25 protein-coding genes and 1 tRNA gene are annotated in these 24,861 nt (G+C 59.9%); 11 read left to right on the top strand and 15 right to left on the bottom strand.

The features are described 5' to 3' along the window. The 6 genes from AC3WTM_RS28905 to AC3WTM_RS28880 form a co-directional block, all read right to left on the bottom strand. Positions 1-1,748, bottom strand: a 1,748-nt coding sequence (locus tag AC3WTM_RS28905) for a calcium-binding protein (RefSeq protein ID WP_492587677.1), incomplete at its 3' end; no start/stop codon positions are given. 362 nt (positions 1,749-2,110) lie between these two features. Continuing rightward, positions 2,111-2,186: transfer RNA gene (locus tag AC3WTM_RS28900), tRNA-Phe, on the bottom strand. Between the two features lie 103 nt (positions 2,187-2,289). Then, positions 2,290-2,562 carry an oxidative damage protection protein gene (locus AC3WTM_RS28895; RefSeq protein ID WP_007972770.1) on the bottom strand — a complete coding sequence of 91 codons (273 nt, stop codon included), beginning with the start codon at positions 2,560-2,562 and terminating at the stop codon, positions 2,290-2,292. Further along, complete coding sequence (gene mutY / locus AC3WTM_RS28890; RefSeq protein ID WP_102672700.1) at positions 2,559-3,626, bottom strand: A/G-specific adenine glycosylase; 1,068 nt, start codon at positions 3,624-3,626, stop codon at positions 2,559-2,561. The genes AC3WTM_RS28895 and mutY overlap by 4 nt, the downstream gene beginning before the upstream one ends. Next, on the bottom strand, positions 3,623-5,854 hold the full coding sequence (locus AC3WTM_RS28885) for an AsmA family protein (RefSeq protein WP_102672699.1): 2,232 nt from the start codon (positions 5,852-5,854) through the stop codon (positions 3,623-3,625). Before AC3WTM_RS28885 ends, mutY begins: the two co-directional genes overlap by 4 nt. A 78-nt stretch (positions 5,855-5,932) precedes the next feature. Continuing rightward, positions 5,933-6,337, bottom strand: coding sequence for an acetyl-CoA sensor PanZ family protein (locus tag AC3WTM_RS28880; RefSeq protein WP_057712414.1), 405 nt, complete (start codon positions 6,335-6,337; stop codon positions 5,933-5,935). 229 nt (positions 6,338-6,566) lie between these two features. On the opposite strand from AC3WTM_RS28880, the gene AC3WTM_RS28875 reads away from it, so the two are divergent. From AC3WTM_RS28875 to AC3WTM_RS28845, 7 genes are all read left to right on the top strand, one after another. After that, positions 6,567-8,231: an OFA family MFS transporter gene (locus AC3WTM_RS28875; protein WP_102672698.1), complete on the top strand. Its 1,665-nt coding sequence runs from the start codon at positions 6,567-6,569 to the stop codon at positions 8,229-8,231. Between the two features lie 263 nt (positions 8,232-8,494). Continuing rightward, on the top strand, positions 8,495-9,088 hold the full coding sequence (gene hisB, locus AC3WTM_RS28870) for an imidazoleglycerol-phosphate dehydratase HisB (RefSeq protein ID WP_003218037.1): 594 nt from the start codon (positions 8,495-8,497) through the stop codon (positions 9,086-9,088). Further along, the gene (gene hisH / locus AC3WTM_RS28865) at positions 9,088-9,726 is read left to right on the top strand and encodes an imidazole glycerol phosphate synthase subunit HisH (protein ID WP_057712412.1); all 639 of its coding nucleotides are present in this window, start codon (positions 9,088-9,090) and stop codon (positions 9,724-9,726) included. The genes hisB and hisH overlap by 1 nt, the downstream gene beginning before the upstream one ends. Beyond that, a complete protein-coding gene (locus AC3WTM_RS28860; protein WP_102672697.1) occupies positions 9,727-9,987 on the top strand; it encodes a DUF2164 domain-containing protein in 261 nt (86 codons plus the stop codon). Positions 9,988-10,029: 42 nt separating this feature from the next. Further along, positions 10,030-10,767: a 1-(5-phosphoribosyl)-5-[(5-phosphoribosylamino)methylideneamino]imidazole-4-carboxamide isomerase gene (hisA, locus tag AC3WTM_RS28855; RefSeq protein ID WP_095942302.1), complete on the top strand. Its 738-nt coding sequence runs from the start codon at positions 10,030-10,032 to the stop codon at positions 10,765-10,767. 9 nt (positions 10,768-10,776) lie between these two features. Further along, positions 10,777-11,547, top strand: a complete 771-nt coding sequence (gene hisF, locus AC3WTM_RS28850) for an imidazole glycerol phosphate synthase subunit HisF (RefSeq protein ID WP_007972752.1) — start codon at positions 10,777-10,779, stop codon at positions 11,545-11,547. Between the two features lie 78 nt (positions 11,548-11,625). Further along, complete coding sequence (locus AC3WTM_RS28845; protein WP_102672696.1) at positions 11,626-12,381, top strand: substrate-binding periplasmic protein; 756 nt, start codon at positions 11,626-11,628, stop codon at positions 12,379-12,381. Positions 12,382-12,526: 145 nt separating this feature from the next. Here the strand turns inward: AC3WTM_RS28845 and AC3WTM_RS28840 are convergent, their stop codons facing one another. The 4 genes from AC3WTM_RS28840 to gpmI all read right to left on the bottom strand — a co-directional run bounded on the left by AC3WTM_RS28840 (position 12,527) and on the right by gpmI (position 17,737). After that, entirely contained in the window at positions 12,527-13,303 is a 777-nt protein-coding gene (locus AC3WTM_RS28840) for a divergent polysaccharide deacetylase family protein (protein WP_102672695.1), read from the bottom strand. A 1-nt stretch (position 13,304) separates the two neighbouring features. Then, entirely contained in the window at positions 13,305-14,624 is a 1,320-nt protein-coding gene (locus AC3WTM_RS28835; protein ID WP_102672694.1) for a S41 family peptidase, read from the bottom strand. Positions 14,625-14,658: 34 nt separating this feature from the next. After that, positions 14,659-15,954 (bottom strand): murein hydrolase activator EnvC family protein, encoded by a 1,296-nt coding sequence (locus AC3WTM_RS28830; RefSeq protein ID WP_102672693.1) that lies wholly within the window; start codon positions 15,952-15,954, stop codon positions 14,659-14,661. Positions 15,955-16,207: 253 nt separating this feature from the next. Continuing rightward, positions 16,208-17,737: a 2,3-bisphosphoglycerate-independent phosphoglycerate mutase gene (gene gpmI, locus AC3WTM_RS28825; protein WP_102672692.1), complete on the bottom strand. Its 1,530-nt coding sequence runs from the start codon at positions 17,735-17,737 to the stop codon at positions 16,208-16,210. Between the two features lie 152 nt (positions 17,738-17,889). Between gpmI and AC3WTM_RS28820 the strand changes: the two genes are divergently transcribed. Genes AC3WTM_RS28820 through secB form a run of 3 tightly spaced genes read left to right on the top strand, consistent with a single transcriptional unit; the run spans position 17,890 to position 19,101 of the window. Next, complete coding sequence (locus AC3WTM_RS28820) at positions 17,890-18,303, top strand: rhodanese-like domain-containing protein (protein WP_102672691.1); 414 nt, start codon at positions 17,890-17,892, stop codon at positions 18,301-18,303. Position 18,304: 1 nt separating this feature from the next. Beyond that, positions 18,305-18,559: a glutaredoxin 3 gene (gene grxC / locus AC3WTM_RS28815; RefSeq protein WP_008047737.1), complete on the top strand. Its 255-nt coding sequence runs from the start codon at positions 18,305-18,307 to the stop codon at positions 18,557-18,559. A 56-nt stretch (positions 18,560-18,615) separates the two neighbouring features. Next, on the top strand, positions 18,616-19,101 hold the full coding sequence (gene secB, locus AC3WTM_RS28810) for a protein-export chaperone SecB (RefSeq protein ID WP_057397192.1): 486 nt from the start codon (positions 18,616-18,618) through the stop codon (positions 19,099-19,101). 116 nt (positions 19,102-19,217) lie between these two features. On the opposite strand, the gene trmL is transcribed toward secB, so the two are convergent. Beyond that, a complete protein-coding gene (trmL, locus tag AC3WTM_RS28805; RefSeq protein WP_090452600.1) occupies positions 19,218-19,673 on the bottom strand; it encodes a tRNA (uridine(34)/cytosine(34)/5-carboxymethylaminomethyluridine(34)-2'-O)-methyltransferase TrmL in 456 nt (151 codons plus the stop codon). On the opposite strand from trmL, the gene AC3WTM_RS28800 reads away from it, so the two are divergent. Then, entirely contained in the window at positions 19,672-20,112 is a 441-nt protein-coding gene (locus AC3WTM_RS28800) for a hypothetical protein (RefSeq protein WP_057712405.1), read from the top strand. The two genes, trmL and AC3WTM_RS28800, sit on opposite strands and share 2 nt — an antisense overlap. 556 nt (positions 20,113-20,668) lie before the next feature. Here AC3WTM_RS28800 and ntrC read toward each other — a convergent pair. The 4 genes from ntrC to AC3WTM_RS28780 form a co-directional block, all read right to left on the bottom strand. Next, positions 20,669-22,105, bottom strand: coding sequence for a nitrogen regulation protein NR(I) (gene ntrC, locus AC3WTM_RS28795; RefSeq protein ID WP_102672690.1), 1,437 nt, complete (start codon positions 22,103-22,105; stop codon positions 20,669-20,671). Continuing rightward, the gene (glnL, locus tag AC3WTM_RS28790; protein WP_057712404.1) at positions 22,102-23,187 is read right to left on the bottom strand and encodes a nitrogen regulation protein NR(II); all 1,086 of its coding nucleotides are present in this window, start codon (positions 23,185-23,187) and stop codon (positions 22,102-22,104) included. Before glnL ends, ntrC begins: the two co-directional genes overlap by 4 nt. A 227-nt stretch (positions 23,188-23,414) precedes the next feature. Then, entirely contained in the window at positions 23,415-24,035 is a 621-nt protein-coding gene (locus AC3WTM_RS28785) for a DUF4124 domain-containing protein (protein ID WP_102672689.1), read from the bottom strand. Beyond that, positions 24,032-24,547, bottom strand: coding sequence for a DUF4124 domain-containing protein (locus AC3WTM_RS28780; protein WP_102672688.1), 516 nt, complete (start codon positions 24,545-24,547; stop codon positions 24,032-24,034). Before AC3WTM_RS28780 ends, AC3WTM_RS28785 begins: the two co-directional genes overlap by 4 nt. Positions 24,548-24,861 lie beyond the last annotated feature (314 nt).

Genomic DNA, 24,861 nt, shown 5'->3' with positions numbered 1-24,861 from the left:
GCAAGCGCATTGCCGGTCAGCTTGTCGTGATAGTTGCTGCCCGTGAGGTTTTCGAAGTTCAACAGGGTGTCGGAACCAGAACCACCGGTGGCTTGTGCGGTGGTCAGCCCCAGGTTGACCGTGACCGCAGCAGTGGCATAGGCATAGGACAAGGTGTCGATACCGGCGCCGCCATTGAGGATGTTGTTGCCGGCCCCGGCGTCGATGACGTTGTTGAGGCTGTTACCGGTGCCATTGGCATTGCCGGTTGCCAGCAGGCGCAGGTTCTCGACGTTGTCACCCAGGGTGTAGGCCCCAAGGAAGCTGTAGACGCTATCGATGCCGCCGGTGCTGGCCGTGGCATTGGTTTCGCTGACGATATCGCCGGCATTGTCGACGTAGTAGCGGTCGGAGCCATCGCCGCCGATCAGACGGTCTGCACCGGCTGCACCATTGAGCGAGTCATTGCCGACACCGCCGTTCAGATGATCATTGGCGGGGCCACCTGTAAGTGTGTCGTTGCCCGCGCCGCCGTCGATAATCACGCTGCCGGCGCTGGTCCAGGTCAGGGTGTTGGCCAAGGCATCGCCTGTCAGGCTGGAAACCTTGTTGCCGTTCGCGTCAAAACGCTGGGTATAAACGTCAACTTGCCCATTGGCCACACTGGATTCCCAGGCAACCACATAGCCGCCATCGGCCAATGTAGTCACTTGGGCGAACAATTGATTGCCAGTGGTGACGGTGTTGATGCGGGTTTCGGTACCCACCTTGACGCCGCTGGCATTGAATAGTTGAGCGAAGATGCCATTTACATCACCGGTGCCTTGGCCTGCCCAGGTCACCAGATAACCGCCATCCGTCAACGCAGTAACGTTAGGCTCTTCCTGATTGCCTGGGGTGGTGGTATTCACCCGGGTTTCTGCACCCACTTTTACGCCAGCGGCATTGAAAAGCTGCGCGTAGACGTCGCCAGGGGCATCGGTTTCGTCGTTGCCATCGCCATCGTCGGGAGCTGACTGCCAGGTGACGACATAGTTACCGTTACTCAGAACCTTGACGACGGGGTCTGTCTGATCGTCGGCCACCCTGGTATTGATGCGGACTTCTCCGCCCGATTTGCTGCCGTCGGCCTTGAACCGCTGACCGAAGATGCCGGATGCATCGCCTGTTCCGTTACCTTCCCAAACCACCATGATGCCGCCATCGGCAAGGCCGGTGACGGTAGGGCCATCCTGGTCGTACTGAGTGGTGGTAGAGACGCGTGTTTCTACACCTACCTTTGCCCCGCTGGCGTTATAGCGCTGCAGGTAGCCGCCCCAGCCGCTGCCGTCCTGACCGTACGAAGCCCAGGACACCACAAAGCCGCCGTCCTTGAGCGCGGTGATCTCCGCACTGTCTTGCATGCCGCTTCTGGTTGTGTTGACAACTGACTCACTTCCAACCTTGACACCATTGGCGTTGTAGATCTGGACTGCGATGTCCGACATATCGTCGAAAGTATCCGACTGCCAGGCGACCACGTAGCCACCGTTGGTCAATGCGGTAATGGTGGGATCTTCCTGTGCGCTGTTCGTAACGTGGTTGACGAGGGCTGGCCCGCCTATCTTCACGCCACTGGCGTTATAGCGCTGGGTGTAGATGTAATCGGTGGTGCTTGTTCCCTGATCGCTCCACGCCACGATGTAACCACCATCCTTCAGAGCCGTGAGGGAGGGCTCGGAATGATAGCCAGTTGTAGGATTGACGCGGATTTCGCCCAGGGTTGGCATTTGCAAATTCCTTTTACGCAAAAGAAGGCAGGACTGACCGGCAGTTTACAGGGCAAAACGATGGCGTCAAACTGCCATCACTCAGGCGATCAGGGCGGTAGCTTCAGGCTGCTAGCCCCTGCCAGCTGTGTTTCGAACCAGGCGGCCGAGTCGGCGTCGCTGGAGGTGGCTTGGGCGAGTTCTCGGCGATAGCTTCAAGAATCTCGAAAGCTGTTTTTTTGAGAGGAGGGTGTGGGAAAGGCTGGGATGATGGGTCGAGGAAAGTGTTAAGGGGCCTGGTCCGGAAATGGTCCGGCGGCCATTAAATCGCAGGCAATAAAAAACCCCAAGGAATCATCTTCGTTTGGGGTTTTTCGGTATTTTGGTGCCCAGAGACGGAATCGAACCGCCGACACGGGGATTTTCAATCCCCTGCTCTACCGACTGAGCTATCTGGGCAACGGGGCGCATTAAACGGGTTTTTCAGGGGGTCGTCAAGCAAGTTTTCAAAAAAATTTTAATTATTACCGTCGCTTACGTTCCGACCCCCGATAAATCGGGGTTATTCCGACGGCGGCACGTAGCCCTCGGCCTTGGCGTAATCCTCGCCGGAGAAGTACTTGTCCATCTCGCCCTGAAGATATTTGCGATCTTCGGCGTTCATCATGTTCAAGCGTTTTTCGTTGATCAGCAGGGTCTGGTGCTTTTGCCAGTCGGCCCAGGCCTTGGCCGAGACGTGGTCAAAAATGTCCTGGCCTTTGGCGCCCGGGAAGGGGGCGCGCTCCAGGCCTGGCAATTCTTCTTTGTACTTGCGGCACATGATGGTGCGGGTCATGACGACTCTCCTGCGTTCAATACGGCAGCCGCGCGTTCGAGCAAGGTTTTGACCGGGGCGGCAAGGCCCAGGCGCGGCGGGGTGGCGAGGTTATACCAGAGCCAGTCAGCCTCGGCCACGTGATGGCCGCTCTCCTGGACCTGAACCAGCCAGGGTTCGATGGATAACTGAAAATGGCTGAAGGTGTGCACCAGGCTTGGCAATGCCCGTTGTGTGCCCAGTTCCAGCGAGTGCTGCGATGCCAGGTGCGGCAGGTCATCGAGGTCGTCGAGTTCCGGCAGGCTCCACAAACCGCCCCACAGGCCCGTGGACGGGCGACGGTAAAGCAGGATCGCGCCTTCGGCGTTGGCGAGCATCGGCATCAGCGTGCGCTTCTGCGGGATGGCTTTGCGCGGCTTGGGGATCGGGTAGCGGGTTTCCAGGCCGAGCATGTGCGCCTCGCAGCCCTTTTCCAGCGGGCACAGCAGGCAACTCGGTTTGCTGCGGGTGCATAGCGTCGCCCCCAGGTCCATCATCGCTTGGGTGTAGGCGTTGACGCGGGTCTGCGGCGTAAGGCGCTCAGCGTTGGCCCAGAGCTGTTTGGCGACCTTCGGCTCGCCAGGGTAGCCCTCTTGCGCAGTAAAGCGCGCCAGCACCCGTTTGACGTTGCCGTCGAGGATCGGCGCGCGCAGGCCCATGCTGATGCTGGCAATGGCGCCGGCGGTGGACAGGCCGATCCCCGGCAGATCAGTGAGTTTTTCCACGTCCCGGGGAAATTCGCCGCCGTACTGCTCGACGACGATCTTCGCGGTCTTCTGCAAATTGCGCGCGCGGGTGTAGTAACCAAGGCCCGTCCACAGGTGCAGCACTTCGTCTTCCGGCGCGGATGCCAGCGCCTGGACTGTCGGCAGCGAGGCCATGAAGCGGTCGAAATAATTCAGCACGGTGCTGACCTGGGTCTGCTGCAACATGATTTCCGAGACCCACACCCGATACGGGTTAATGTCCTGCTGCCAGGGCAAGTCGTGACGGCCGTGGCGGTCGAACCAGTCCAGCACCGCCGTTGAAAACTGCTCGGCTCTCATCGCTTGAACATTTCCTTGAGCGCGTCTTTCAGTTTCGGGTCGACTTTGTCGCCCCATTTCTCCTCGATTTTTTCGCTGATCCTGTCGCCAGCCTGTTTGGCCGCGACCTGGCCCATGCGCTCATTATCCAAACGGCAAGCCTTGGCGCCCAACTCCAGCGGGCCGCGGCAGCGAAGCGGCCACTCGATGCCGACAAACTGGTCGCCCACCTGGCAAGCAGGGTCCGGCATGGCGCTGGTATCGCCTTCGACGATGATGCCGACGCGGTAGTCCATGCCCAACACTCGCAGATCGATGTCACCGTCACCGTTGACGGTCATGCCCGGGATGCGCACTTTCAGGTCCGGGTTGCTGGCCACGCCGTTACGGAAGGTCAGGTTGCCCTTGAGCTCCTGGAAGGGTGTGTCCTTGCCCCGCGGCTCGCCGCTGAGGGTTTTGCGGTTGAGCGTGGCGATGCCTTTGCACAGCTGTTGCTCAAGGTTGGCGTTGAGCAGTACGCCATTGTTGATGACGAAACTGGCATTGCCGTTGAGGGTCTCGATCAACGCTTTCTGGCTGTTGCCGCTGCCAGTCAGGCTGCTGTTGAGCGTGATCAGGCCTTTGACGGGCGGGTTCTTGCCCTGGCTTTCGAGGATTTTTTCCGCCGGTACCCGGCTGATCTTCGTCTGCAGGTTCAGCGCCGGCACTGGCTGGCGCACATCGAGCGTGCCGGTGGTTTCGAAGTTGCCCTCGTACAGATCGCCGCGCAGGTTGGCCAATGTCAGCAGGCCACCCTGGCCGGTGGCCTTGAGCGCAGCGTTATGAATCGGCAACTTTTGCAGGGTCAACTGGCCAAAGGTCAGGTCGGCGTCCACATCGAGCTTGCTCAAGCGTTCCACGGGCAACAGGCGGTCGCTGCTCCAGGCGTCCTTGGTCGGCGCGGGTGGCAACGGAGTACTGCCGGCGCCGGCCATGGCATCGGCTTCGGTGCTGGCGACTTCGGCCTGGCGCACTTGTGTCGCGCTACTGGCCTCGGCGGATTTTGGCGGCAGGTAGCGGTCGACGTTGAAGGTGTCGGCCTTGAGTACTGCGCGAAGCGATTGCTTGGCGAAATCCTCGACGGCAATGCGGCCGCTGAAAGTGCTGTCGTCGACTTTCAGGTTGATGTTGTCGAGCGCCAGGCTGGTGGGTGTCGCTGCCAGACGGCTAACCAGTTCGACCTTGCTCAGGCTGCCTTCGGCCATGGCGGGGAGTTTCTGGCCGATGCTTTCGACGAACTTCGCCAGGTCGAACTGGGCGATCGAGATGCCGCCACTGACTTGTGGGGTCTTGTCGAGGTCGTTGACCTTCAGTTCACCCAGTGCCCGCAGTTGGTTGGCGGAGATCTTGATACCGGTCCACTCGGCAACGTTGGCGGCCTTGTCCAGCACCAACTGGCCCTGGGCGGAGAACGTCATGGTCTTGCCTTGCAGCGGGTCGCCGGTCACTTCACCGGACAACTTCATGTCTTCGAGCTGATAACGCTGCAGTGCCCGTGCGATGCGCACCTCACCGTTGAGCTCGGTACGAACCCGCAGTGCTGGCTGGTTGGCAGACAGGAAAGCCGTGAGTTTGAGCGGAATGTTGACGGAATCGTGAACCGCGCCGGTGCTCAGCTGAATACTTTCGGCGCTGAAGCTCTTGCCGGTTCGTTCGTCGGTGTATTCAACTCGTGCGTTGTTCACGGTCAGGCTGTCGATGTCCAGCCGGATTGGCTGCGGCGGCTTTTCCGCCACGACGCTGGTTTCGGGCGCAGGTTCGGTAGCGGTTGGCGGGGTGCTGGTCGCGTCGGTCTTGGCCGTTGCAGGTACCTTGCCGATGTCCTCCCAGTTGCCGTGGCCATCCTTGTCGCGGTTCAGGCGCAGGTTCAGGCCTTCGACGCGCACGTCGCTCATCTGCACCTCACGGCGTAGCAGTGGCAGTACGCGCACCGACAGGCCGAGCATCTGCAAATCGGCGTACGGTTCGGTCGGTTTGACCATGGTCGCGACACTGGCGTCGTGCAGTTCCAGGCCCAGCCACGGGAACAGGCTCCAGCCGATATCGCCATTGAGCGTCAGCTCTATGTGGGCCTTGTCGCGGGCAATCTGGCGGATCTCATCTTTGTAGTCGTTGGGATCGAAGAGGTGGGTCAGGGCAAAGCCCAGCGCCACAATGATCAGCAACAGCCCGAGAAGTACCAGACCCAGGATTTTGCCGAACGCTTTCATGGGCGAGTCCTTGTAATTAGTCGAATTCAAAATTTAGCCGAGGAGTATAGCGCCCCCGAACAGACGACCGGTCAGTGATCACGCCGGCAGCACATCCAGTGGCAGTTTCAGCTTGGCGGCCAGCGCTTGAGCCTCCAGATGCCCGGCAGGCGCCAGCAAGCGCAGGGGCATGCCCGATTGCGCGGCCATTTTCTGGGCTTCGGCAACCAGTCGCTCGGCAACACCGCGGCGACGGGTAATTTTTCGAACACATATTTGGGACAAGTGCCAGGCGTCTTGGTGCCTTTGCAACCGGGCCGCGCCCAGCAGGCGATCGTTGAAGCGTCCGGCAATCAGTGTGCCGTCGCGCAAACAGTCTTCGATCAACTGCGCGGCCCCGGAAAAAGGGGCGAACAACCAGTCCGGGGCGTCGCAGTAGATCTTCTGCAGATCCTGCCGATCCTGGGCAGTGGCTTGGTTCAGCGGCTCGACAATGATCGGCATGGTGGTTCCTGTGAGGTCATGAAGCGATAGAGATCAGATGACGTACAAAAGGTGATGTCAGTTTGGTTTTTCTGTTACTTGCAAATGGTAACCTTTGCCCGTCCGTCCGTCCTTCTGCGACCTGTTGTCGCACAACAAGGTGCTCTACAAAAAACGGTCATGCCTGCGTGCATAAAGGCTGGGAGCGAACTGTGGCTGGCGAACCATACAAATAATTGGGGGATACACAATGACCACGAGCATCACGGCGGACGGCTTCAGCGCCGACCAGCCTGCGTTCCTGTCCAAGGAGCGGATCATCGCCAAGCCCGGTTTCAACCGTTGGCTGGTGCCACCGGCCGCGTTGGCCATCCACTTGTGCATCGGCATGGCCTACGGTTTTTCGGTGTTCTGGTTGCCGCTGTCCAAGGCGCTGGGCATCTCCGCTCCAGTGGCCTGCGCACCGGACATGAGTTTTATCGCACAAGTCTTTTCGTCCCAGTGTGACTGGCCGATCTCGATGCTCGGCTGGATCTACACCCTGTTCTTCATCTTCCTGGGTTGCTCGGCCGCCATCTGGGGTGGCTGGCTGGAGCATGCCGGACCGCGAAAGGCCGGTGTCGTATCGGCACTGTGCTGGTGTGGCGGCCTGCTGATTTCGGCGCTGGGGGTGTATACCCACCAAATCTGGCTGATGTGGATCGGCTCCGGGGTCATTGGCGGTATCGGCCTGGGCCTGGGCTACATTTCGCCGGTGTCGACCCTGATCAAATGGTTCCCGGACAAGCGTGGAATGGCGACCGGCATGGCGATCATGGGCTTCGGCGGCGGCGCAATGGTCGGCGCCCCGCTGGCGGCGGCACTGATGGGGCATTTCGCCTCGCCAACCAGCGTCGGCGTCTGGCAGAGCTTCCTGGTGATGGCTGCGATCTACTTCGTGTTCATGATCGGTGGCGCACTGTCCTACCGCGTTCCACCAACCGGCTGGAAGCCGGAAGGCTGGACGGCCCCGGCGAAAAAAGCCTCGAACGCGATGATCACTCATCGTCATGTTCACGTGAATGTGGCCTGGAAGACGCCGCAGTTCCGTCTGGTGTGGCTGGTGCTGTGCCTGAACGTATCGGCTGGTATCGGCATCCTCGGTATGGCGTCGCCGCTGTTGCAGGAAGTGTTCGCTGGCAAGTTGCTGGGCAATGACCTGGCGTTCGGTCAACTCGACGCTTCGCAACTGGCTTCGATCGCCGCCATTGCTGCCGGCTTCACCGGTTTGCTCAGCCTGTTCAATATCGGCGGGCGCTTCTTCTGGGCTTCGTTCTCGGATTACCTGGGCCGCAAAAACACTTATTTCGTGTTCTTCGCCCTGGGCTTTGCCCTGTACGGACTGATTCCGAACCTGGGTCACCTGGGCAGCATCGCGCTCTTCGTGGCGGCGTTCTGCATCATCCTGTCGATGTATGGCGGTGGCTTCGCGACTGTTCCGGCGTATCTGGCGGACCTGTTCGGTACGCAAATGGTCGGTGCGATTCACGGTCGTCTGTTGACAGCGTGGGCGGCGGCGGGCGTGTTGGGTCCGGTGCTGGTGAACTATCTGCGTGAGTATCAGCTGAGCATCGGCGTCGAGCGTGCAGCGGCTTACGACATCACCCTGTACATCCTTGCTGGCCTGCTGGTGCTGGGTTTCCTGTGCAACCTGCTGGTGCGTCCGGTGGCGGACAAGTACTTCATGACCGACGCCGAACTGGCCGCCGAGCAGGCGCTTGGTCATGACAAAGGCGCTGACAGCAGCACCGTGCTGGAGTGGAAAGCCGCGCCGGGCACCAAACCGCTGGCGATTGCGGCGTGGCTGGTGGTGGGCATTCCGCTGGCGTGGGGTGTTTGGGTGACCTTACAGAAGACGGCGGTGCTGTTTCACTAAGTAAAACGCATCACCCTTGTGGGAGCGGGCTTGCTGGCGAAGGAGCAGTGCCAGTCGACTTAAAGTTGCCTGAAACACTGCCTTCGCGAGCAAGCCCGCTCCCACATTTTGTTTTGTGGTGTGCCAAATGCCTTGTATGGACATGTACATCGCCGACACCCCCGGATTCATTCCGTCAGCGATATCACCTCTCGTGTTTCTGTTTGGCGCCCGCGCCCCTATAATGGTTGCCTTTTTCGCCCAATGATTTTGCGGAGCTGGTGATGGCCGAACGTAAGGCGTCTGTCGAGCGCGACACTCTGGAAACCCAGATCAAAGCCTCGATCAACCTCGATGGCACCGGAAAGGCCCGATTCGATATCGGTGTTCCTTTCCTTGAGCACATGCTGGACCAGATCGCCCGTCACGGGCTGATCGACCTGGATATTGTCAGCAAGGGCGACCTGCATATCGATGACCACCACACGGTGGAAGACGTCGGTATCACCCTCGGCCAGGCGTTTGCCAAAGCCATTGGCGACAAAAAAGGCATCCGTCGCTACGGCCACGCCTACGTGCCGCTCGATGAAGCGCTGTCGCGGGTTGTGATCGACTTCTCCGGCCGTCCAGGCCTGCAGATGCATGTTCCGTACACCCGCGCCACTGTCGGCGGCTTCGACGTTGACCTGTTCCAGGAATTCTTCCAGGGCTTCGTCAACCATGCATTGGTCAGCCTGCACATCGACAACCTGCGTGGCACCAACACCCACCACCAGATCGAAACCGTGTTCAAGGCTTTCGGCCGCGCTCTGCGCATGGCCGTCGAGCTCGATGACCGCATGGCCGGGCAAATGCCATCGACCAAGGGCGTCCTGTAATGCAGACAGTCGCGGTTATCGATTACGGCATGGGCAACCTGCACTCGGTGGCCAAGGCCCTAGAGCACGTCGGTGCTGGCAAGGTGCTGATCACCAGTGATGCCAACGTGATTCGCGAAGCCGACCGGGTGGTTTTCCCCGGCGTTGGCGCGATTCGCGATTGCATGGCGGAGATCCGTCGCCTCGGCTTCGATTCGCTGGTGCGCGAAGTCAGCCAGGACCGTCCGTTCCTTGGCATCTGCGTGGGCATGCAAGCCTTGCTCGACACCAGCGAAGAGAACGATGGTGTCGACTGCATCGGCCTGTTCCCGGGCGCGGTCAAGTTCTTCGGCAAAGACCTGCATGAAGACGGGGAACACCTGAAAGTCCCGCACATGGGCTGGAACGAAGTGAAGCAGAAGGTCAGTCACCCGCTGTGGCACGACATTCCGGACCTGGCGCGGTTCTACTTCGTGCACAGCTACTACATCGCTGCCGCCAACGCGCGGCAGGTGGTGGGTGGCGGTCACTACGGTGTTGATTTCGCCGCGGCGCTGGCCGAAGGCTCACGTTTCGCCGTGCAGTTCCACCCGGAGAAAAGCCATACCCATGGCCTGCAGTTGCTGCAGAACTTCGCTGCGTGGGACGGTCGCTGGTAAATGGCCGTCAAGAAATCCAGGCCGCCGATTCTCACGCTCACCCCTGAGCAGGAGAACGAAGCCACCAGCAAGATCAAGCGTTTCATGGAAGACCGCTTCGAACTTGACCTCGGCTCGTTCGAGGCGGCGGAGATTCTTGAGCTGTTTACCCGTGAAATTGCTCCGCACTATTACAACAGGGCGATTTTCGATGTGCAGGCGCACCTCAAAGAGAGGTTCGAAAGCATCGAAAGCGACCTGTGGGCGCTCGAGAAAAACTGATTTCCGAGCCAAGCTGAACATTCGAATTTGAAGGTTTGCCAGATGCTGATTATTCCCGCTATCGATCTTAAAGACGGTGCCTGTGTTCGTCTGCGCCAAGGCCGCATGGAAGATTCCACGGTGTTCTCCGATGACCCGGTGAGCATGGCTGCCAAGTGGGTGGAGGGCGGTTGCCGTCGTCTGCATCTGGTCGACCTGAACGGCGCCTTCGAAGGCCAGCCGGTCAACGGCGAAGTGGTCACTGCTATCGCCAAGCGTTATCCGAACCTGCCGATCCAGATCGGCGGCGGTATCCGCTCCCTGGAAACCATCGAACACTACGTAAAAGCGGGCGTTAGCTACGTGATTATTGGCACCAAGGCCGTGAAAGATCCGGCCTTTGTTGCAGAAGCCTGCCGCGCGTTCCCGGGCAAAATCATCGTGGGTCTGGATGCCAAAGACGGTTTTGTCGCCACTGACGGCTGGGCTGAAATCAGCACCATCCAGGTGATCGATCTGGCCAAGCAGTTTGAAGCCGACGGTGTGTCTTCGATCGTTTATACCGACATCGCCAAAGACGGCATGATGCAGGGCTGCAACGTACCGTTCACCGCGGCACTGGCTGCTGCAACAAAGATCCCGGTGATCGCTTCCGGCGGCATCCATAACCTGGGTGACATCAAGACCCTGCTCGACGCCAAGGCGCCAGGCATCATCGGTGCGATCACAGGCCGTGCGATCTACGAAGGCACCCTCGATGTCGCTCAAGCGCAAGCTTTCTGCGATTCGTATAAAGGCTGAGGACTGACCATGGCGCTGGCCAAACGCATCATCCCTTGCCTGGACGTGGATAACGGCCGGGTGGTCAAGGGTGTGAAATTCGAAAACATCCGCGACGCCGGTGATCCGGTGGAAATTGCTCGTCGCTACGACGAGCAGGGCGCCGACGAGATTACCTTTCTCGACATCACCGCCAGCGTCGATGGCCGCGACACCACGCTGCACACCGTCGAGCGCATGGCCAGCCAGGTGTTCATCCCGCTGACCGTGGGCGGCGGCGTGCGCACCGTGCAGGATATCCGCAACCTGCTCAATGCCGGCGCGGACAAGGTCTCGATAAACACCGCCGCAGTGTTCAACCCGGAATTTGTCGGCGAAGCCGCGCAGCATTTCGGATCGCAATGCATCGTGGTGGCTATCGATGCGAAGAAGGTTTCCGGACCGGGCGAAACCCCGCGCTGGGAAATCTTCACCCATGGCGGTCGCAAACCAACCGGTCTCGATGCGGTTGAGTGGGCGAAGAAAATGGAAGGCCTGGGCGCCGGCGAAATCCTGCTGACCAGCATGGATCAGGACGGCATGAAAAACGGCTTTGACCTGGGCGTCACCCGCGCCATCAGTGATGCGCTGGGCATTCCGGTGATCGCCTCCGGCGGTGTCGGTAACCTGCAACACCTGGCTGACGGCATTATCGAAGGCCACGCCAGCGCGGTACTGGCGGCGAGTATTTTCCACTTCGGCGAATACACCGTGCAGGAAGCCAAGGCCTATATGGCCCATCGCGGAATCGTGATGCGTTAAACAAACCGGTACAGGCCAGTGGACACCATGGCGTACCCAAGGCACTCTTGGGTACGCCATGGATTTCGGTAGCCAGACATGCTTAAACGCTTTCTTCTCGTCCTTGCCAGCGCTTCTCTGTTGTTGATCAATGGAGCAAACGCTAAAGATAGCTCCGATACCGACCTGGTGTTGCTGACGGAAAACTTCCCGCCGTACAACATGGCGAAGAACGGCAAGAACTTCGCTCAGGACGAGAACATCGATGGCATCGCCACCGATATTGTCCGCGAGATATTCAAGCGCGCCGATATTACCTACAGCCTGACGCTGCGTTTCCCTTGGGAGCGAATCTACAAACTCACCCTGGAAAAACCCGGTTACGGCGTATTCGTCATGGCGCGCCTGCCCGATCGCGAAAAACTCTTCAAATGGGTCGGCCCGATTGGCCCGGACGACTGGATCATGCTGGCCAAGGCTGACAGCAAGATCACCCTCGAAACCTTGAATGACGCGCGCAAATACAAGATCGGCGCCTACAAGGGCGACGCCATTGCCGAGACGCTGGCCAAGCAGGGACTCAATCCGATTGTTGTACTGCGCGACCAGGACAACGCGAAAAAACTGGTCAACGGGCAGATCGACCTGTGGGCTACTGGTGACCCGGCCGGGCGCTATCTGGCGCGCCAGGAAGGGGTTAACGGGTTGAAAACCGTATTGCGCTTCAACAGTGCCGAACTGTACCTGGCACTGAACAAGGACGTGCCGGACGAGACGGTTGCCAAGCTCCAGGCGGCGCTGGATCAGATGCGCAAGGAAGGTCGGGTGGACGAGATAATGGCGCAGTATCTGTAGGATTCAATACCAACCCTTTAGCCATGCCCGGACCACTGTGGGAGCGAGCTTGCTCGCGATGATGGTCTGCCAGTCGATAGAGATGTTGAATTTAATGGCGCTATCGCGAGCAAGCTCGCTCCCACAGGGGGCTGCGGTGTAGATGCTAGCGGTACACCCCATCCTTCCCATGCGCCGCCGTCGCCCTGTTACCGCGCGCACTGATCATCTGCCGGATATCGATCCACTCGATCCCCTGAGCCTTGAGCTTGGGTAGTTCGCGTTCCAGTACCGCCAGCGTCTGTGGATACGGATGCCCGATCATCACCGCCGAACCCTGCTTGTGCGCGAGGCTGATCGCGGTCTGCAACTGGGTCAAAATCGCTGCTTCGGTACGCTCATCGTCGAGGAACACATCCCGTGAAACGCTCGCCAAACCGATCTTCTGCGCTTGGGCAGCGGCTACGGTCTGGGCGCTGGTGCGGCTGTCGACGAAGAACTTGTGCCGTCGCTGCAAGGCTTCCATCAGCCAGGCCATGGCCGTTGGTTGTGCGGTCATGCGGCTGCCCATGTGGTTGTTGATGCCGCTGGTGTACGGGACCATTTTGAACGCGGCGTTCAGGCGTTTTTCCAGCTCATCGACGGGCAGTTCGGGATGCCAGGCGAACGGTCCGGTGGCCGGATCCATGGGCATGTGCAGAATGACGATCTTGCCGGCGCGATGGGCTTCGCGGGCGAATTCGGTGGCGTGGGGTGTATCGGGCATGATCGCCGCAGTCACCGGGCCTGGCAGGGCCAGCACGCGGCGATCCCGGGGCAGGTTCTGCCCCAGGTCATCGATGATCAGGCTCAGGTAGGCTTTGTGGGACGTCGATCCGGCGGGTTCTGCTTGAGCAACACCCGCCAGACAACACAACAGACCGATCAGCAACCGCAGAAACATCTCAACGGCCGGAGGTGATGCTCAGCCCTTTGAGCAGGCTCAGGGCCTGGGCCAGTTGGTAGTCATCGTCCTGCGGCATCGGCTTGGCTTTGCCGCTGGAACCGGTCGGTTTGTCGGCGCCGCCGTTGCCGTTGCCCAGGTGACCCTGCAAGTCCGCTTCCTTGAAGTAATCGCTGTCCTGCTCGCTGGTGATCTTGGCCTTGCGTACTTCGATGTCCGGCACGATACCCTGGGCCTGGATGGAGCGGCCGTTCGGCGTGTAATACAACGCCGTGGTGATCTTGAGTGCGCGATCGTTGTTCAGTGGCAGCACGGTTTGCACCGAGCCCTTGCCGAAGCTGGTGGTGCCCATCAGCACGGCGCGTTTCTGGTCCTGCAGGGCGCCGGCGACAATTTCCGAAGCCGAGGCGCTACCGCCGTTGATCAACACGACCATTGGCACGGCTTCGCTTTCGTCCTTGCCGGTGGCAGAGAAACGCAGCTCGGAGTTGGCGATACGACCCTTGGTGTAAACGATCAGGCCCTTGGTGATGAAGTGGTCGACCACTTCCACCGCCGCCTGCAACACCCCGCCCGGATTGTTGCGCAGGTCGAGAATGATGCCCTTGAGCTTCTTGCCGTTGTCTTTGCGCAGCTTGGCCAGTGCCTTGGAAACCTCTTCACCGGTCTTGACCTGGAACTGGGTGATGCGGATGTAGCCGTAGCCAGATTCCAGCAACTGGCTCTTCACGCTCTTGACCTGGATGACGGCGCGGGTCAGGGTCACGTCGAACGGCGTGCCGCCATCGCGCACCAGAGTCAGGGTGATTTTCTGGCCGATCTTGCCGCGCATCTTGTCCACGGCTTCGGTCATGCTCTGGCCGCGAGTCGGCTGGCCGTCGATCTTGACGATGAAGTCGCCGGCCTGAATGCCGGCCTTGGAGGCCGGGGTATCGTCAATGGGCGACACCACCTTGATGAAGCCGTCTTCGGCGCCGACTTCAATGCCCAAGCCGCCGAATTCACCGCTGGTGCTTTCCTGCAGCTCGGCGAAATCTTCAGGGCCCAGGTAGGCGGAATGCGGATCGAGGTTGCTGAGCATGCCCTTGATGGCGTTTTCCAGCAGGGTCTTGTCGTCCACCGGTTCGACATAAGCGGCCTTGATCCGGTCCATCACCTCGGCAAAGGTGCGCAACTCATCCAGCGGCAGCGGCGCCTTGGTGGTCGCGGCAGTGCCCGCAGGCGCAACCACCGGCGCTGGTTGAGCGGCAAACGCCAGAGGCGCGCCGATCACCAGGGCGATCGTCAGGGCCAGCGAGGTAAGGCGGGACAAATGCAGCATGTCGAACGAACTCCTAATGTAGGTGACTCTACGCCTATCCTTGCGCGTGGCACCATTGCGCAGGGTCACTCGGGTGACCCTGCTGACGAATTGCGAAATACAGCGCTGGTGTGTCCTGCCCGCCACTGTTACCGACAGTGGAAATAGGCTCGCCGGCTTTTACAACGTCACCGGCAGACTTGAGCAGCGTCTGGTTGTGACCGTACAGACTCAAATAACCATTGCCGTGGTCGAGGATCACCAGCAGCCCGGCACCGCGCAACCAGTCGGCGAACACCACGCGACCACCATGTACGGCACGCACCGCACTGCCGGCAGACGCGCCGATCATTACGCCATCCCATTTGGTCCGGGCATCGTCGCCTCGGCTTTCACCGTAGCGCGCCAGCAGTCGACCATCGACAGGCCAGGGAAGTTTGCCGCGGGTTGACGCAAACGGACCGCCAAAGGTTTCGCCGGAACTGGAAACCAGTGCGCCGGGAGTTGATCTGACCGGTTTGCGTGGGGCATCGTCGCTGGCATCTGCCTGCGCCTGGGCCTCACGTAAACGCTTTTTTTCGGCTTCCTGCTGGGCAATCAGCGCTTTTTGTCGCGCTTCTTCTGCCTCACGGGCCTGGCGTGCCAGAGTTTCTTCAATGGTTTTAAGGACTTTAGACAGGTCTGCCTGATCCTGCTCGCGCGCCGCCAGTTTCTGATCGCGGGCCTTTACATCGTCATTGAGCTTGGCCAGGACTTGCTGGCGTTCCTTGCGGACTTTCTCGAGCTCATCACGCTGAGTGTCGAGGCTGCTTTGCTGCACCAGCAGTTGTGCCTGCTGCATGGCGATGTCTTTCTCGACATTGGACAGCTGGCGCAGGGTTTCGTTGAAACTCTTCAACTGCTCCAGGCGAGCCTGGCTCAGGTAATCGTAATAGGTGAGGGTACGGGCAAATCTTTCAGGATTTTGCTGGTTGAGCAGCAGCTTGAGGTATTCCTGGCGACCGTTCTGGTAGGCCGCCCGGGCCTGAATGGCGATCAGTCGTTGCTGTTCAATGCGCGCGCTCTGGAGTTTTTTTTTCTCTGCATCGAGTCGCTGTAGCTCGGCTTCGCTTTTCTTCAGCTCTTTTTGCAGGGCTTCGACCTGCTTCTCGAGCTTGCCCATTTCGGTTTCGGTGCCCTTGAGCTCTTTCTGCACACCGGACTTTTCTTCCTGCAACTTGCCCAGCAGCTTCTTCAGCTCGGCAATGTCCTGACGCGTGGCGTCCAACTGTTGTTGGGTTTCTGCGCGCTCGTCAGCAAAGGCCGGTTGGAGCAGGCATGTCAGAGCTAGGGCTATCAGGACGCGAAGCATAGGGGCGGGCGGCACCAGGGAAAGGGACGGCCTAGTATGCCCGCCATGGGCGGCAAAAAAAATGCCCATTTCTGACTGTGTGATAACTGGAGCGAGCGACAGACTGAATTCCATTTCGAAAACTCCATAAACCACTGTGGGAGCGAGCTTGCTCGCGATGGCGTCCGATCATTCAACATAGATGTTGGCTGTCAGATTGCTATCGCGAGCAAGCTCGCTCCCACAGGATTTTGCGGTGTTCGGGATATCCCGGTTACACCAGAATCGAAGTCCCGGTCATTTCCTTGGGCTGCTCGAGGCCCAGCAACTTCAGCATGGTCGGCGCCACGTCCGCCAGGACGCCGCCTTCACGCACCTTCAGGTCGCGCTTGCCGACATAGATGAACGGTACTGGCTCGGTGGTGTGCGCAGTGTGCGCCTGGCCAGTGGCTTCATCGGACATTTGCTCGACGTTACCGTGGTCAGCCGTGATCAAGGCTTCGCCGCCGACTTTTTCCAGGGCATCGACGATGCGACCAACGCATCGGTCCAGGCATTCAACGGCCTTGACCGCCGCTTCGAACACGCCGCTGTGGCCAACCATGTCGCCGTTGGCGTAGTTGACCACGATCACGTCGAAGCGCTGGTTTTCGATGGCGTCGACGATGCGGTCGGTGACTTCCGGTGCGCTCATTTCCGGCTGCAAGTCATAGGTAGCGACTTTCGGTGACGGAATCAGGATGCGTTCTTCGCCCGGGAACGGTTCTTCGCGGCCGCCGGAGAAGAAGAAGGTCACGTGGGCATATTTTTCGGTTTCGGCGATGCGCAGCTGGGTCTTGCCGTTTTTCGCCAGGTAGTCGCCCAGTACGTTTTCCAGGCTGCCGGCCGCGAAAGCCGACGGCGCAGGAATGCTGGCGGCGTATTGGGTCAGCATGACAAAACCGGCCAGTTTCGGCTGGCGGGCACGCTCGAACTCACTGAAGTCGTCTTCGACGAACACGCGGGTCAGCTCGCGGGCACGGTCGGCGCGGAAGTTCATGAACACAACGGCATCGCCGTCTTCGACTTTTACCGGCTCACCGATGGAGGTGGCCTTGACGAATTCGTCGCTCTCGCCACGCTCGTATGCCGCCTGAAGGCCTTCCTGAGCGGTGGCGGCATTGAATTCACCCTGGCCATCGACAATCAGGTTGTAGGCCTGGGACACGCGGTCCCAACGGTTATCGCGGTCCATGGCGTAGTACCGGCCAATGATGCTGGCGATCCGGCCTTTGCCCAGAGCCTGGAAGGTCGCGTCGAGCAGTTCGATCGACGACTGCGCGCTTTTCGGCGGGGTGTCGCGGCCGTCGAGGAAAGCGTGCAGGTAGATGTTTTGAGCGCCGCGCTTGAAGGCCAGTTCGGCCATGGCAACCAGGTGATCCTGGTGGCTGTGTACGCCGCCATCGGACAGCAGGCCCATGAAGTGCACGGCTTTGCCGGCGGCGACCGCTTTGTCCACGGCAGCGCAGATGGTCGGATTCTCGAAGAACTCGCCGTCACGGATCGATTTGGTGACGCGAGTGAAGTCCTGATACACCACGCGGCCGGCGCCCAGGTTCATGTGGCCGACTTCGGAGTTGCCCATCTGGCCGTCCGGCAGGCCGACGTCCATGCCGCTGCCCGAGATCAGGCCGTTCGGCACGGTGGCCCACAGGCGGTCCAGTACGGGCTTCTTCGCGGCGAAGATAGCGTTGGATTCAGGGCTGTCACTGTGACCGAAGCCGTCGAGAATCATCAGGACCAAAGGTTTAGGCGTGGTAGTCATGGAATCCACTCGTGGCTGAATTGAAAGAGGCGATGGAAAAGGGAGTGGCAGTTTAAAGCGAAGTTCCGGCCGCGTCACCGCCGGACGGGGTTTGGCCCACCATAGTGGCTGTGTATACTGGCCGACATTTTAACGCCCTGGAACCTCCTTCGATGGTTGCTAACCTGATTCAATTTGCCACTAACCACTACATTCTCGTCGGTATTTTCGTCGTACTGCTGGCGTTGCTGATTGCCTATCAATTGCAGGGCGGCGGTCGTAGCCTGAGCACCGGCGAACTGACCGGGCTGGTCAACAAGGACGCAGGCGTAGTGATCGACATTCGTCCGACCAAGGATTTCGCCGCCGGTCACATTGTCGGCGCGCTGAACATCCCTCAGGACAAACTGACCGCTCGTGTAGGTGAGCTGGAAAAGCACAAGGCCAAGACCATCATCCTGGTCGACGCCATGGGTCAGACCGCTGGCACCCACGCCCGCGAATTGATGAAATCCGGCTTCACCGCCGCCAAGCTGTCCGGCGGTATCTCCAGCTGGAAAGCCGACAATCTGCCGCTGGTGAAGTGATATGAGTAGCGTCGTCGTCTATTCCAGCGATTACTGCCCTTACTGCTCGCGAGCCAAGTACCTGCTCGAGAACAAAGGTGTGGCCTTCGAAGAGATCAAGGTCGATGGCAAGCCGCAGGTGCGCGCTGCTATGGCCCAGAAGGCCGGGCGTACGTCCGTGCCGCAAATCTGGATCGGCAGCACTCACGTGGGCGGTTGTGATGATCTGTTCGCCCTGGAGCGTGCCGGCAAGCTCGACGCGTTGCTCAGGGCCTGACGGCAATACCCCAAACAAGCAAACCTAAAAGAACCCTGGATCAAGAAGGATCTGCGATGACTGACCAACAGAACACTGCTGCGAACGAAGAAGAAACTGCACCGCAATTCTCCTTGCAGCGCATTTATGTGCGTGACCTGTCCTTCGAAGCTCCGAAAAGCCCGGCGATCTTCCGCCAGCAGTGGGAGCCGAGCGTCGCTCTGGATCTGAACACCCGTCAGAAGACGCTGGAAGCCGACTTCCACGAAGTCGTGCTGACCCTGTCGGTTACCGTGAAAAACGGTGACGAAGTGGCGTTCATCGCTGAAGTGCAACAAGCCGGGATCTTCCTGATCAAGAACCTGGATGACGCTTCGATGAGCCACACTCTGGGAGCGTTCTGCCCGAACATCCTGTTCCCGTACGCTCGCGAAACCCTGGATAGCCTGGTGACCCGCGGTTCGTTCCCGGCACTGATGCTGGCTCCGGTGAACTTCGATGCGCTGTACGCGCAAGAGCTGCAACGCATGCAGGCTGCTGGCGAGACTCCGACCGTTCAGTAAAAGCGTATCAATACTGTGGGAGCGAGCTTGCTCGCGATGAGGTCACCAGCTTCAACATCCGTGTTGACTGATGCACCGCCATCGCGAGCAAGCTCGCTCCCACATTTTTTTGGATGTTATTTGAAGTCGTTCTGGCGCCAGGCTTCGTAAACGGCCACCGCCACGGTATTGGACAGATTCAGGCTGCGGCAGCCCTCGCGCATCGGCAGGCGCAGGCGTTGCTCGCCGGGCAGGGCATCCAGCACTTCGGCAGGCAAGCCACGGCTTTCCGGGCCGAACAGGAATGCGTCGCCCGGAGCGAAGCTGGCATCGTGGAACGGCCGCGAACCCTTGGTGGTGAAGGCGAACAGTCGTGGATGGCCGAGGCTCTCCAGGCAGCTGGCCAGGTCCGCATGGCGTTGCAGGGTGGCATACTCGTGGTAATCGAGGCCGGCCCGGCGCAGGCGCTTGTCGTCCATCTCGAAGCCCAGCGGTTCGATCAAATGCAGGTGGCAGCCACTGTTGGCGCATAGCCTGATAACGTTGCCGGTATTCGGCGGAATTTCTGGTTGGAAAAGGATGACGTGAAACATGCACGGCTCCGAAGGCAAAGATGACGCGCATTCTACGCCGCCAGAAGGCGTGCGTTCGAAACTATTCCTGCGGGTAATGGGCTCGCTGGCGATTGTCGGGGTGATGGTCGGGATGATGATCGGTCGCCTGACGACGCCAGACCCCAGTCAATTGCAGCAGGTGGAAGTGACGAACGACGGGCTGGTGGTGTGGTTCAACAATGAACCCAAGACCCACGGCGAAATTGTGGACGGCAGTGTCGCGCTGCTGTTTGGCGCCGAGGGCAAGGCGCAGAAAGGTCAGCTCAAGCTCGGCGGCAAGGACGTGAACTGGCGGGTACGTTTGAGCGATGGGGGGTTGTTGCTGACACTGGTAGCGGCCCGGCCCCTGCGGGGCGAATGGGTCGGTAGTGAGGTTGATGACCGCTGGCGGCTGGAGATCCATCTCCGGGAGCAATAAAAGAGGGAATCCCCGGCCTGCCTGTACCAAGGTTCCCGAAACGGGAGACTCGTCGCGAGTGCGGTGTGAGCCTGGTGTAAAGAAGGAACCCCTGACCTGCCTGTATCAAGGGCCCCAAAACGGCTGGGCTCGTCGCGGGTGCGGTGTGAGCCCGATGTAAAGAGGGGAATCCCCGGCCTGCCTGTACCAAGGTCCCCGAAACCGGGTAGGTGAACTGATTCACTTGAAAAGGTTATTGCAGGGGGCGTGCCAGGTTTTAACAGTTTGGAACAAAAAAACGCTTTGAAGCGCTGAAAGCCCCGAGATCCGGGGCTTTTGTGTTTTTGGGTGGCGGGTAGTATCGAGTTTTATGGCGAAGTTTCAGGACAGCGGTTGTGCGCGATTGCGGTTCACGGTGCATTCAGTCGGTGCATTGATGGCCCTAAAAGCATTGCGAGCAAGCTCGCTCCCACAGGGTTCGATGGTGTCTGCACGATCGTGAAAACACCGGAAATCCACTGTAGGAGCGAGCTTGCTCGCGATTGGGCCTAAAGATAAGTGAAGTACTAAAGACTGTTTAGCCCTCGTCCCCATCATCATCATCCCCGCCATCAACCTTCATCCCCAATTCCTTGATCTTGCGAGTCAGGGTGTTGCGTCCCCAACCCAGCAAGACGGCGGCATCGCGTCGGCGACCGGCGGTGTGCTTGAGGGCGGTCTCGATCATGATCCGCTCGAAGGCCGGTACGGCGCTGTCGAGCAGGCTTGACTGACCACGGGCCAGCGCCTGGTCGGCCCACTGGCGCAGGGCCTGCTCCCAGTTGGTCACGGGCGCCGAGTCCTGAGGCAGGCTCAGCAGCTCCGGCGGCAGGTCGCCGATGTGCACTTCGCGACCCGAAGCCATCACCGTGATCCAGCGGCAGGTGTTCTCCAGCTGACGCACGTTGCCGGGCCACGGCAAGTTCTTCAGGTATTCCTCTGTTTCGCTTTTCAGCAGCTTCGGTTCGACTGCCAGTTCCTGGGCAGCGCGGCCGAGGAAGTGCTTGGCCAGGGTCGGGATATCTTCGCGGCGATCCGACAGGCGCGGGATATGGATGCGGATCACGTTGAGGCGATGGAACAAGTCCTCACGGAATTTCCCGGCATGCACCAGGGTTTCCAGATTCTGGTGAGTCGCGGCGATGATGCGCACATCGACCTTCACCGGCACGTGACCGCCGACGCGGTAGAACTCGCCGTCGGCCAGTACCCGTAGCAAGCGGGTCTGTGTATCAGCGGGCATGTCACCGATTTCGTCGAGGAACAGCGTACCGCCGTCGGCTTGCTCAAAACGCCCGCGACGCAGGTTGGCCGCGCCCGTGAACGCGCCTTTCTCGTGGCCGAACAGTTCGGATTCCATCAGGTCCTTGGGGATCGCCGCCATGTTCAGCGCAATGAACGGCGAAGCGGCGCGCGGGCTGTGACGATGCAGCGCGTGGGCCACCAGTTCTTTACCGGTACCTGATTCACCATTGATCAGCACGGTGATGTTGGAGTGGCTCAAGCGTCCGATGGCGCGAAACACTTCCTGCATCGCTGGCGCTTCGCCGATGATTTCCGGGGTGCGGGTCAGGGTCGGGGCAACTTCCAGGCCTTGTTGTTCCTGAGCGTGCTGGTTGGCGCGCTTGACCAGGGAAACCGCCTCGTCGACATCGAACGGCTTGGGCAGGTACTCGAAGGCGCCGCCCTGATAGGACGCGACAGCGCTGTCCAGATCGGAGTGCGCGGTCATGATGATCACTGGCAGCCGCGGGTGCTGTTCGCGAATCCGCGCCAGAAGCTCCAGACCGCTGGCGCCGGGCATGCGGATGTCGGAAATGATCACGTCCGGCTGCTGGCGCGCCAGACGGCTCATCACGCCATCGGCGCTGTCGAAACTTTGCGTGGTCATGCCTTCCTGTTGCAAGGCTTTTTCCAGGACCCAACGGATAGAACGGTCGTCATCGACGATCCACACGGTTTCACTACGGCTCATGTCGATGTGGCTCCTTGTTCCAGTGGCAGAAAGATCGAGAAGGTGGTGTGGCCGGGGTGGCTGTCACATTCGATCAGGCCCTGGTGCTGGCTGATGATGTTCTGAGTAATGGCCAGGCCCAGCCCGGTACCGTCCGGACGACCGCTGACCATGGGGAAGAAAATGGTTTCCTGAAGTTCTGCCGGGATGCCCGGACCGTTGTCGATGATTTCGATCTTGGTCACCAGACGATGGCGCACGTGGCCGATGGTGAACTGGCGCATGGCGCGGGTGCGCAGGCTGATACGCCCCAGGCGCAGTTCGTTCTGGCTGCTGATGGCCTGCATCGCATTGCGCACGATGTTCAGCACGGCCTGAATCATTTGTTCGCGATCGATCAGGACGTCGGGGATGCTTGGATCGTAGTCGCGCACCAAGGTGATGCAGCCCTGGCTTTCAGCCTCCACCAGATGGCAGACACGCTCAAGCACTTCATGGACATTGCACATGGCCAGCGACGGCAGTTTGTTGGAGCCGAGCATGCGATCCACCAGATTACGCAGGCGGTCGGCTTCTTCGATGATGACGTTGGTGTAGTCGCGCAGGCTTTCTTCCGGCAGTTCCCGGGCCAGCAATTGTGCCGCGCCGCGAATCCCGCCCAAGGGGTTCTTGATTTCATGGGCAAGGCCGCGCACCAGCATCTTGCTGGTTTCCTGTTTCGACAGCTGTGCTTCTTCCTTGGTGATCCGCAGCAGGCGGTCACGGGGGTGGACTTCGAGCAGCAGCATCGTGTCGCCGTTGCTCAGAATCGGTGTTACCGCGTAGTCGACGGTCAGGGTCTGGCCGGTGAGGGCGGTGAGCATGGCTTCGCGCTTGGTGAACGGGTGCGCCTGTTCGACGGCCTGGCGCAACGAGTTCAGCGCTTCGGTCGATTCGGTAAACAACTCACTGATGAACTGCCCATGGCTGCGCTGACCGCTGATGGCCAGCAGCATCTCCGCCGCCGGGTTCATGTACTCGAGGCGCAGTTCGGCGTCGAGCAGGATGGTGGCAGTGGTGAGGTTGTCGAGTAGCAAACGGTGGAGTGCGTCGCTAATGGTCATCGGGACCTCTTTTAGGGCAGAGCGTGCGTAAAAAAATGCAGATACGGGCAAAATGCAAAAACCAAACCAAGGCTCCGAAAAGAAGCGTTCAGCGCCTGAAACAGGCGTTTGACGCTCGTTTACGTGGCGTTCTGCCAGCTATCGCGGGTACTTTCGAACCAAAATGGGTTGGGGTTTGAGTACGGGGCAAACAATTGCACCAATATAGTGCGTAAGCCTGGACGAGGTTAAAAAAGTCTCAAGAAAGGATTTTTTTCTTCGCCTGGTCTGTCGCTGAGCGGGCATTCCGGCCGCTGGCCGTAGTCTTCGAGAGTGCAGGGTTTGATCCTGCGCTTCTGGGCGAGAGACGTGCGCTGCATGTGGAAAGGTTGGTTGGCGGTGCGTTCGACGATGCGCCCCTGTTCGTCGAGGATTTCCACGGACAGGGTATGGCTGCCGCGATCGATGTTGCTCAGCGGGAACACCGGGCTCAGGCCGGGTTCGGCGGTGGGCTGGCCGTCGAGCAGCAACCGGTAGCGGTGACCGGGTTGCAGGCCGGGCTCGTTGGTGACGCTGACGATGACTTCGCCGACGTTACTGCGGATGGTCGCGTCGGGTTCCGGGACCAGGATGCGCAGCATGTCATAGTGGAACGGCGCCTGTACTTCAGGACTGCTTTCGGCGATCAACGGTGCTGCGCTGGTGGGGTTGGCCGCTATTCGATTGCTCTTTGTCAGCGGTACACGCCGGGCGTCGCCGGGTTTTGGCTGGTCGGTGAAAACCCGGTTGCCCTGAGCATCGACATACATGAAGACCTCTGCCGAGGCGGGCTGGGCGAACAGGCAGGCGATCAGTAGCCAGGCCTTCAAGGTTTGTGCACCCGCTGTACGGTGAATGTCACTGAAGGGCTCTGCTGCACAACGTTTTCGCCATCGATCACTTGCACGGCGAGGCGGTGTTCGCCGCGATCGATGTTCACCAGTTGCAGGGTCGGCAGGTTGCCTGGCTGGCCGTAGGGCTGGTTGTCCAGCAGCAGGCGCAACAGGTGGGGGCCTTGCAGGCGGGGTGTGATCAGTACTGTTACGGTGAACGTGCCGTTGTTGGCGCGCAGGGCTTCGGTGCTGGGCAGGCCTGTCAGCTCCAGCACTTCATAGGTTGTGCGGGGTAATTCGTTGTGAGCGGCTTCAGCAGCAGGTGCGGCTTCGCCGGAAGGCTGGCGTTCGACGCTGTTGAGGGGCGGCAAGTCGACCGGTTGGGCGCTGATGCCATCAGGCGGTTGATTGCTGTACGCGGTGGCGCCGTTGGCGTCCGTGTACTTGTAGATCTGCGCCGTGGCGGGCAGAACAACCAGCAGCAGGATGAAGAGAAAACCACGACCCATGGAATCGACCGGAAACGAAAGCGTTGGGTTGCAGCATAGGCCAGGCTGGGTGGTTATCCCAAGCTACGACACATTCGGGCATGGTTTGCGAAGGAAGTCCGGCAACCCAGATCCCTGTGGGAGCGGGCTTGCTCGCGAAGGCGCCAGTACATTCAAGATCAATGTGTCAGACAGATTGCTTTCGCGAGCAAGCCCGCTCCCACAGGGTACTTTGTCGGCCATTGAATCGCAGGCAATAAAAAAGGTTCTTCACGGATTGCCGGGAAAGACGCTCTTGATCTTCATGAAAAAGAACTCACTATCCCGGTAACCGT

The organism is Pseudomonas sp. EU05-FHT14B02, from assembly GCF_058791055.1.
The sequence above is the reverse complement of the archived record's forward strand: the minus strand, read 5'-3'. Positions and strand labels throughout refer to the sequence as shown.

What these genes read in the sequence shown, in the direction of transcription:
- ntrC (WP_102672690.1), bottom strand. Translation starts at nt 22,105, where the DNA reads ATGAGCCGTAGTGAAACCGTGTGGATCGTCGATGACGACCGTTCTATC.
- AC3WTM_RS28880 (WP_057712414.1), bottom strand. Translation starts at nt 6,337, where the DNA reads ATGCCGATCATTGTCGAGCCGCTGAACCAAGCCACTGCCCAGGATCGG.
- AC3WTM_RS28845 (WP_102672696.1), top strand. Translation starts at nt 11,626, where the DNA reads ATGCTTAAACGCTTTCTTCTCGTCCTTGCCAGCGCTTCTCTGTTGTTG.
- trmL (WP_090452600.1), bottom strand. Translation starts at nt 19,673, where the DNA reads ATGTTTCACGTCATCCTTTTCCAACCAGAAATTCCGCCGAATACCGGC.
- AC3WTM_RS28835 (WP_102672694.1), bottom strand. Translation starts at nt 14,624, where the DNA reads ATGCTGCATTTGTCCCGCCTTACCTCGCTGGCCCTGACGATCGCCCTG.
- AC3WTM_RS28820 (WP_102672691.1), top strand. Translation starts at nt 17,890, where the DNA reads ATGGTTGCTAACCTGATTCAATTTGCCACTAACCACTACATTCTCGTC.
- AC3WTM_RS28885 (WP_102672699.1), bottom strand. Translation starts at nt 5,854, where the DNA reads ATGAAAGCGTTCGGCAAAATCCTGGGTCTGGTACTTCTCGGGCTGTTG.
- AC3WTM_RS28780 (WP_102672688.1), bottom strand. Translation starts at nt 24,547, where the DNA reads ATGGGTCGTGGTTTTCTCTTCATCCTGCTGCTGGTTGTTCTGCCCGCC.
- AC3WTM_RS28800 (WP_057712405.1), top strand. Translation starts at nt 19,672, where the DNA reads ATGCACGGCTCCGAAGGCAAAGATGACGCGCATTCTACGCCGCCAGAA.
- AC3WTM_RS28830 (WP_102672693.1), bottom strand. Translation starts at nt 15,954, where the DNA reads ATGCTTCGCGTCCTGATAGCCCTAGCTCTGACATGCCTGCTCCAACCG.
- gpmI (WP_102672692.1), bottom strand. Translation starts at nt 17,737, where the DNA reads ATGACTACCACGCCTAAACCTTTGGTCCTGATGATTCTCGACGGCTTC.
- AC3WTM_RS28860 (WP_102672697.1), top strand. Translation starts at nt 9,727, where the DNA reads ATGGCCGTCAAGAAATCCAGGCCGCCGATTCTCACGCTCACCCCTGAG.
- AC3WTM_RS28895 (WP_007972770.1), bottom strand. Translation starts at nt 2,562, where the DNA reads ATGACCCGCACCATCATGTGCCGCAAGTACAAAGAAGAATTGCCAGGC.
- secB (WP_057397192.1), top strand. Translation starts at nt 18,616, where the DNA reads ATGACTGACCAACAGAACACTGCTGCGAACGAAGAAGAAACTGCACCG.
- grxC (WP_008047737.1), top strand. Translation starts at nt 18,305, where the DNA reads ATGAGTAGCGTCGTCGTCTATTCCAGCGATTACTGCCCTTACTGCTCG.
- hisB (WP_003218037.1), top strand. Translation starts at nt 8,495, where the DNA reads ATGGCCGAACGTAAGGCGTCTGTCGAGCGCGACACTCTGGAAACCCAG.
- mutY (WP_102672700.1), bottom strand. Translation starts at nt 3,626, where the DNA reads ATGAGAGCCGAGCAGTTTTCAACGGCGGTGCTGGACTGGTTCGACCGC.
- hisA (WP_095942302.1), top strand. Translation starts at nt 10,030, where the DNA reads ATGCTGATTATTCCCGCTATCGATCTTAAAGACGGTGCCTGTGTTCGT.
- AC3WTM_RS28840 (WP_102672695.1), bottom strand. Translation starts at nt 13,303, where the DNA reads ATGTTTCTGCGGTTGCTGATCGGTCTGTTGTGTTGTCTGGCGGGTGTT.
- hisH (WP_057712412.1), top strand. Translation starts at nt 9,088, where the DNA reads ATGCAGACAGTCGCGGTTATCGATTACGGCATGGGCAACCTGCACTCG.
- hisF (WP_007972752.1), top strand. Translation starts at nt 10,777, where the DNA reads ATGGCGCTGGCCAAACGCATCATCCCTTGCCTGGACGTGGATAACGGC.
- AC3WTM_RS28875 (WP_102672698.1), top strand. Translation starts at nt 6,567, where the DNA reads ATGACCACGAGCATCACGGCGGACGGCTTCAGCGCCGACCAGCCTGCG.
- glnL (WP_057712404.1), bottom strand. Translation starts at nt 23,187, where the DNA reads ATGACCATTAGCGACGCACTCCACCGTTTGCTACTCGACAACCTCACC.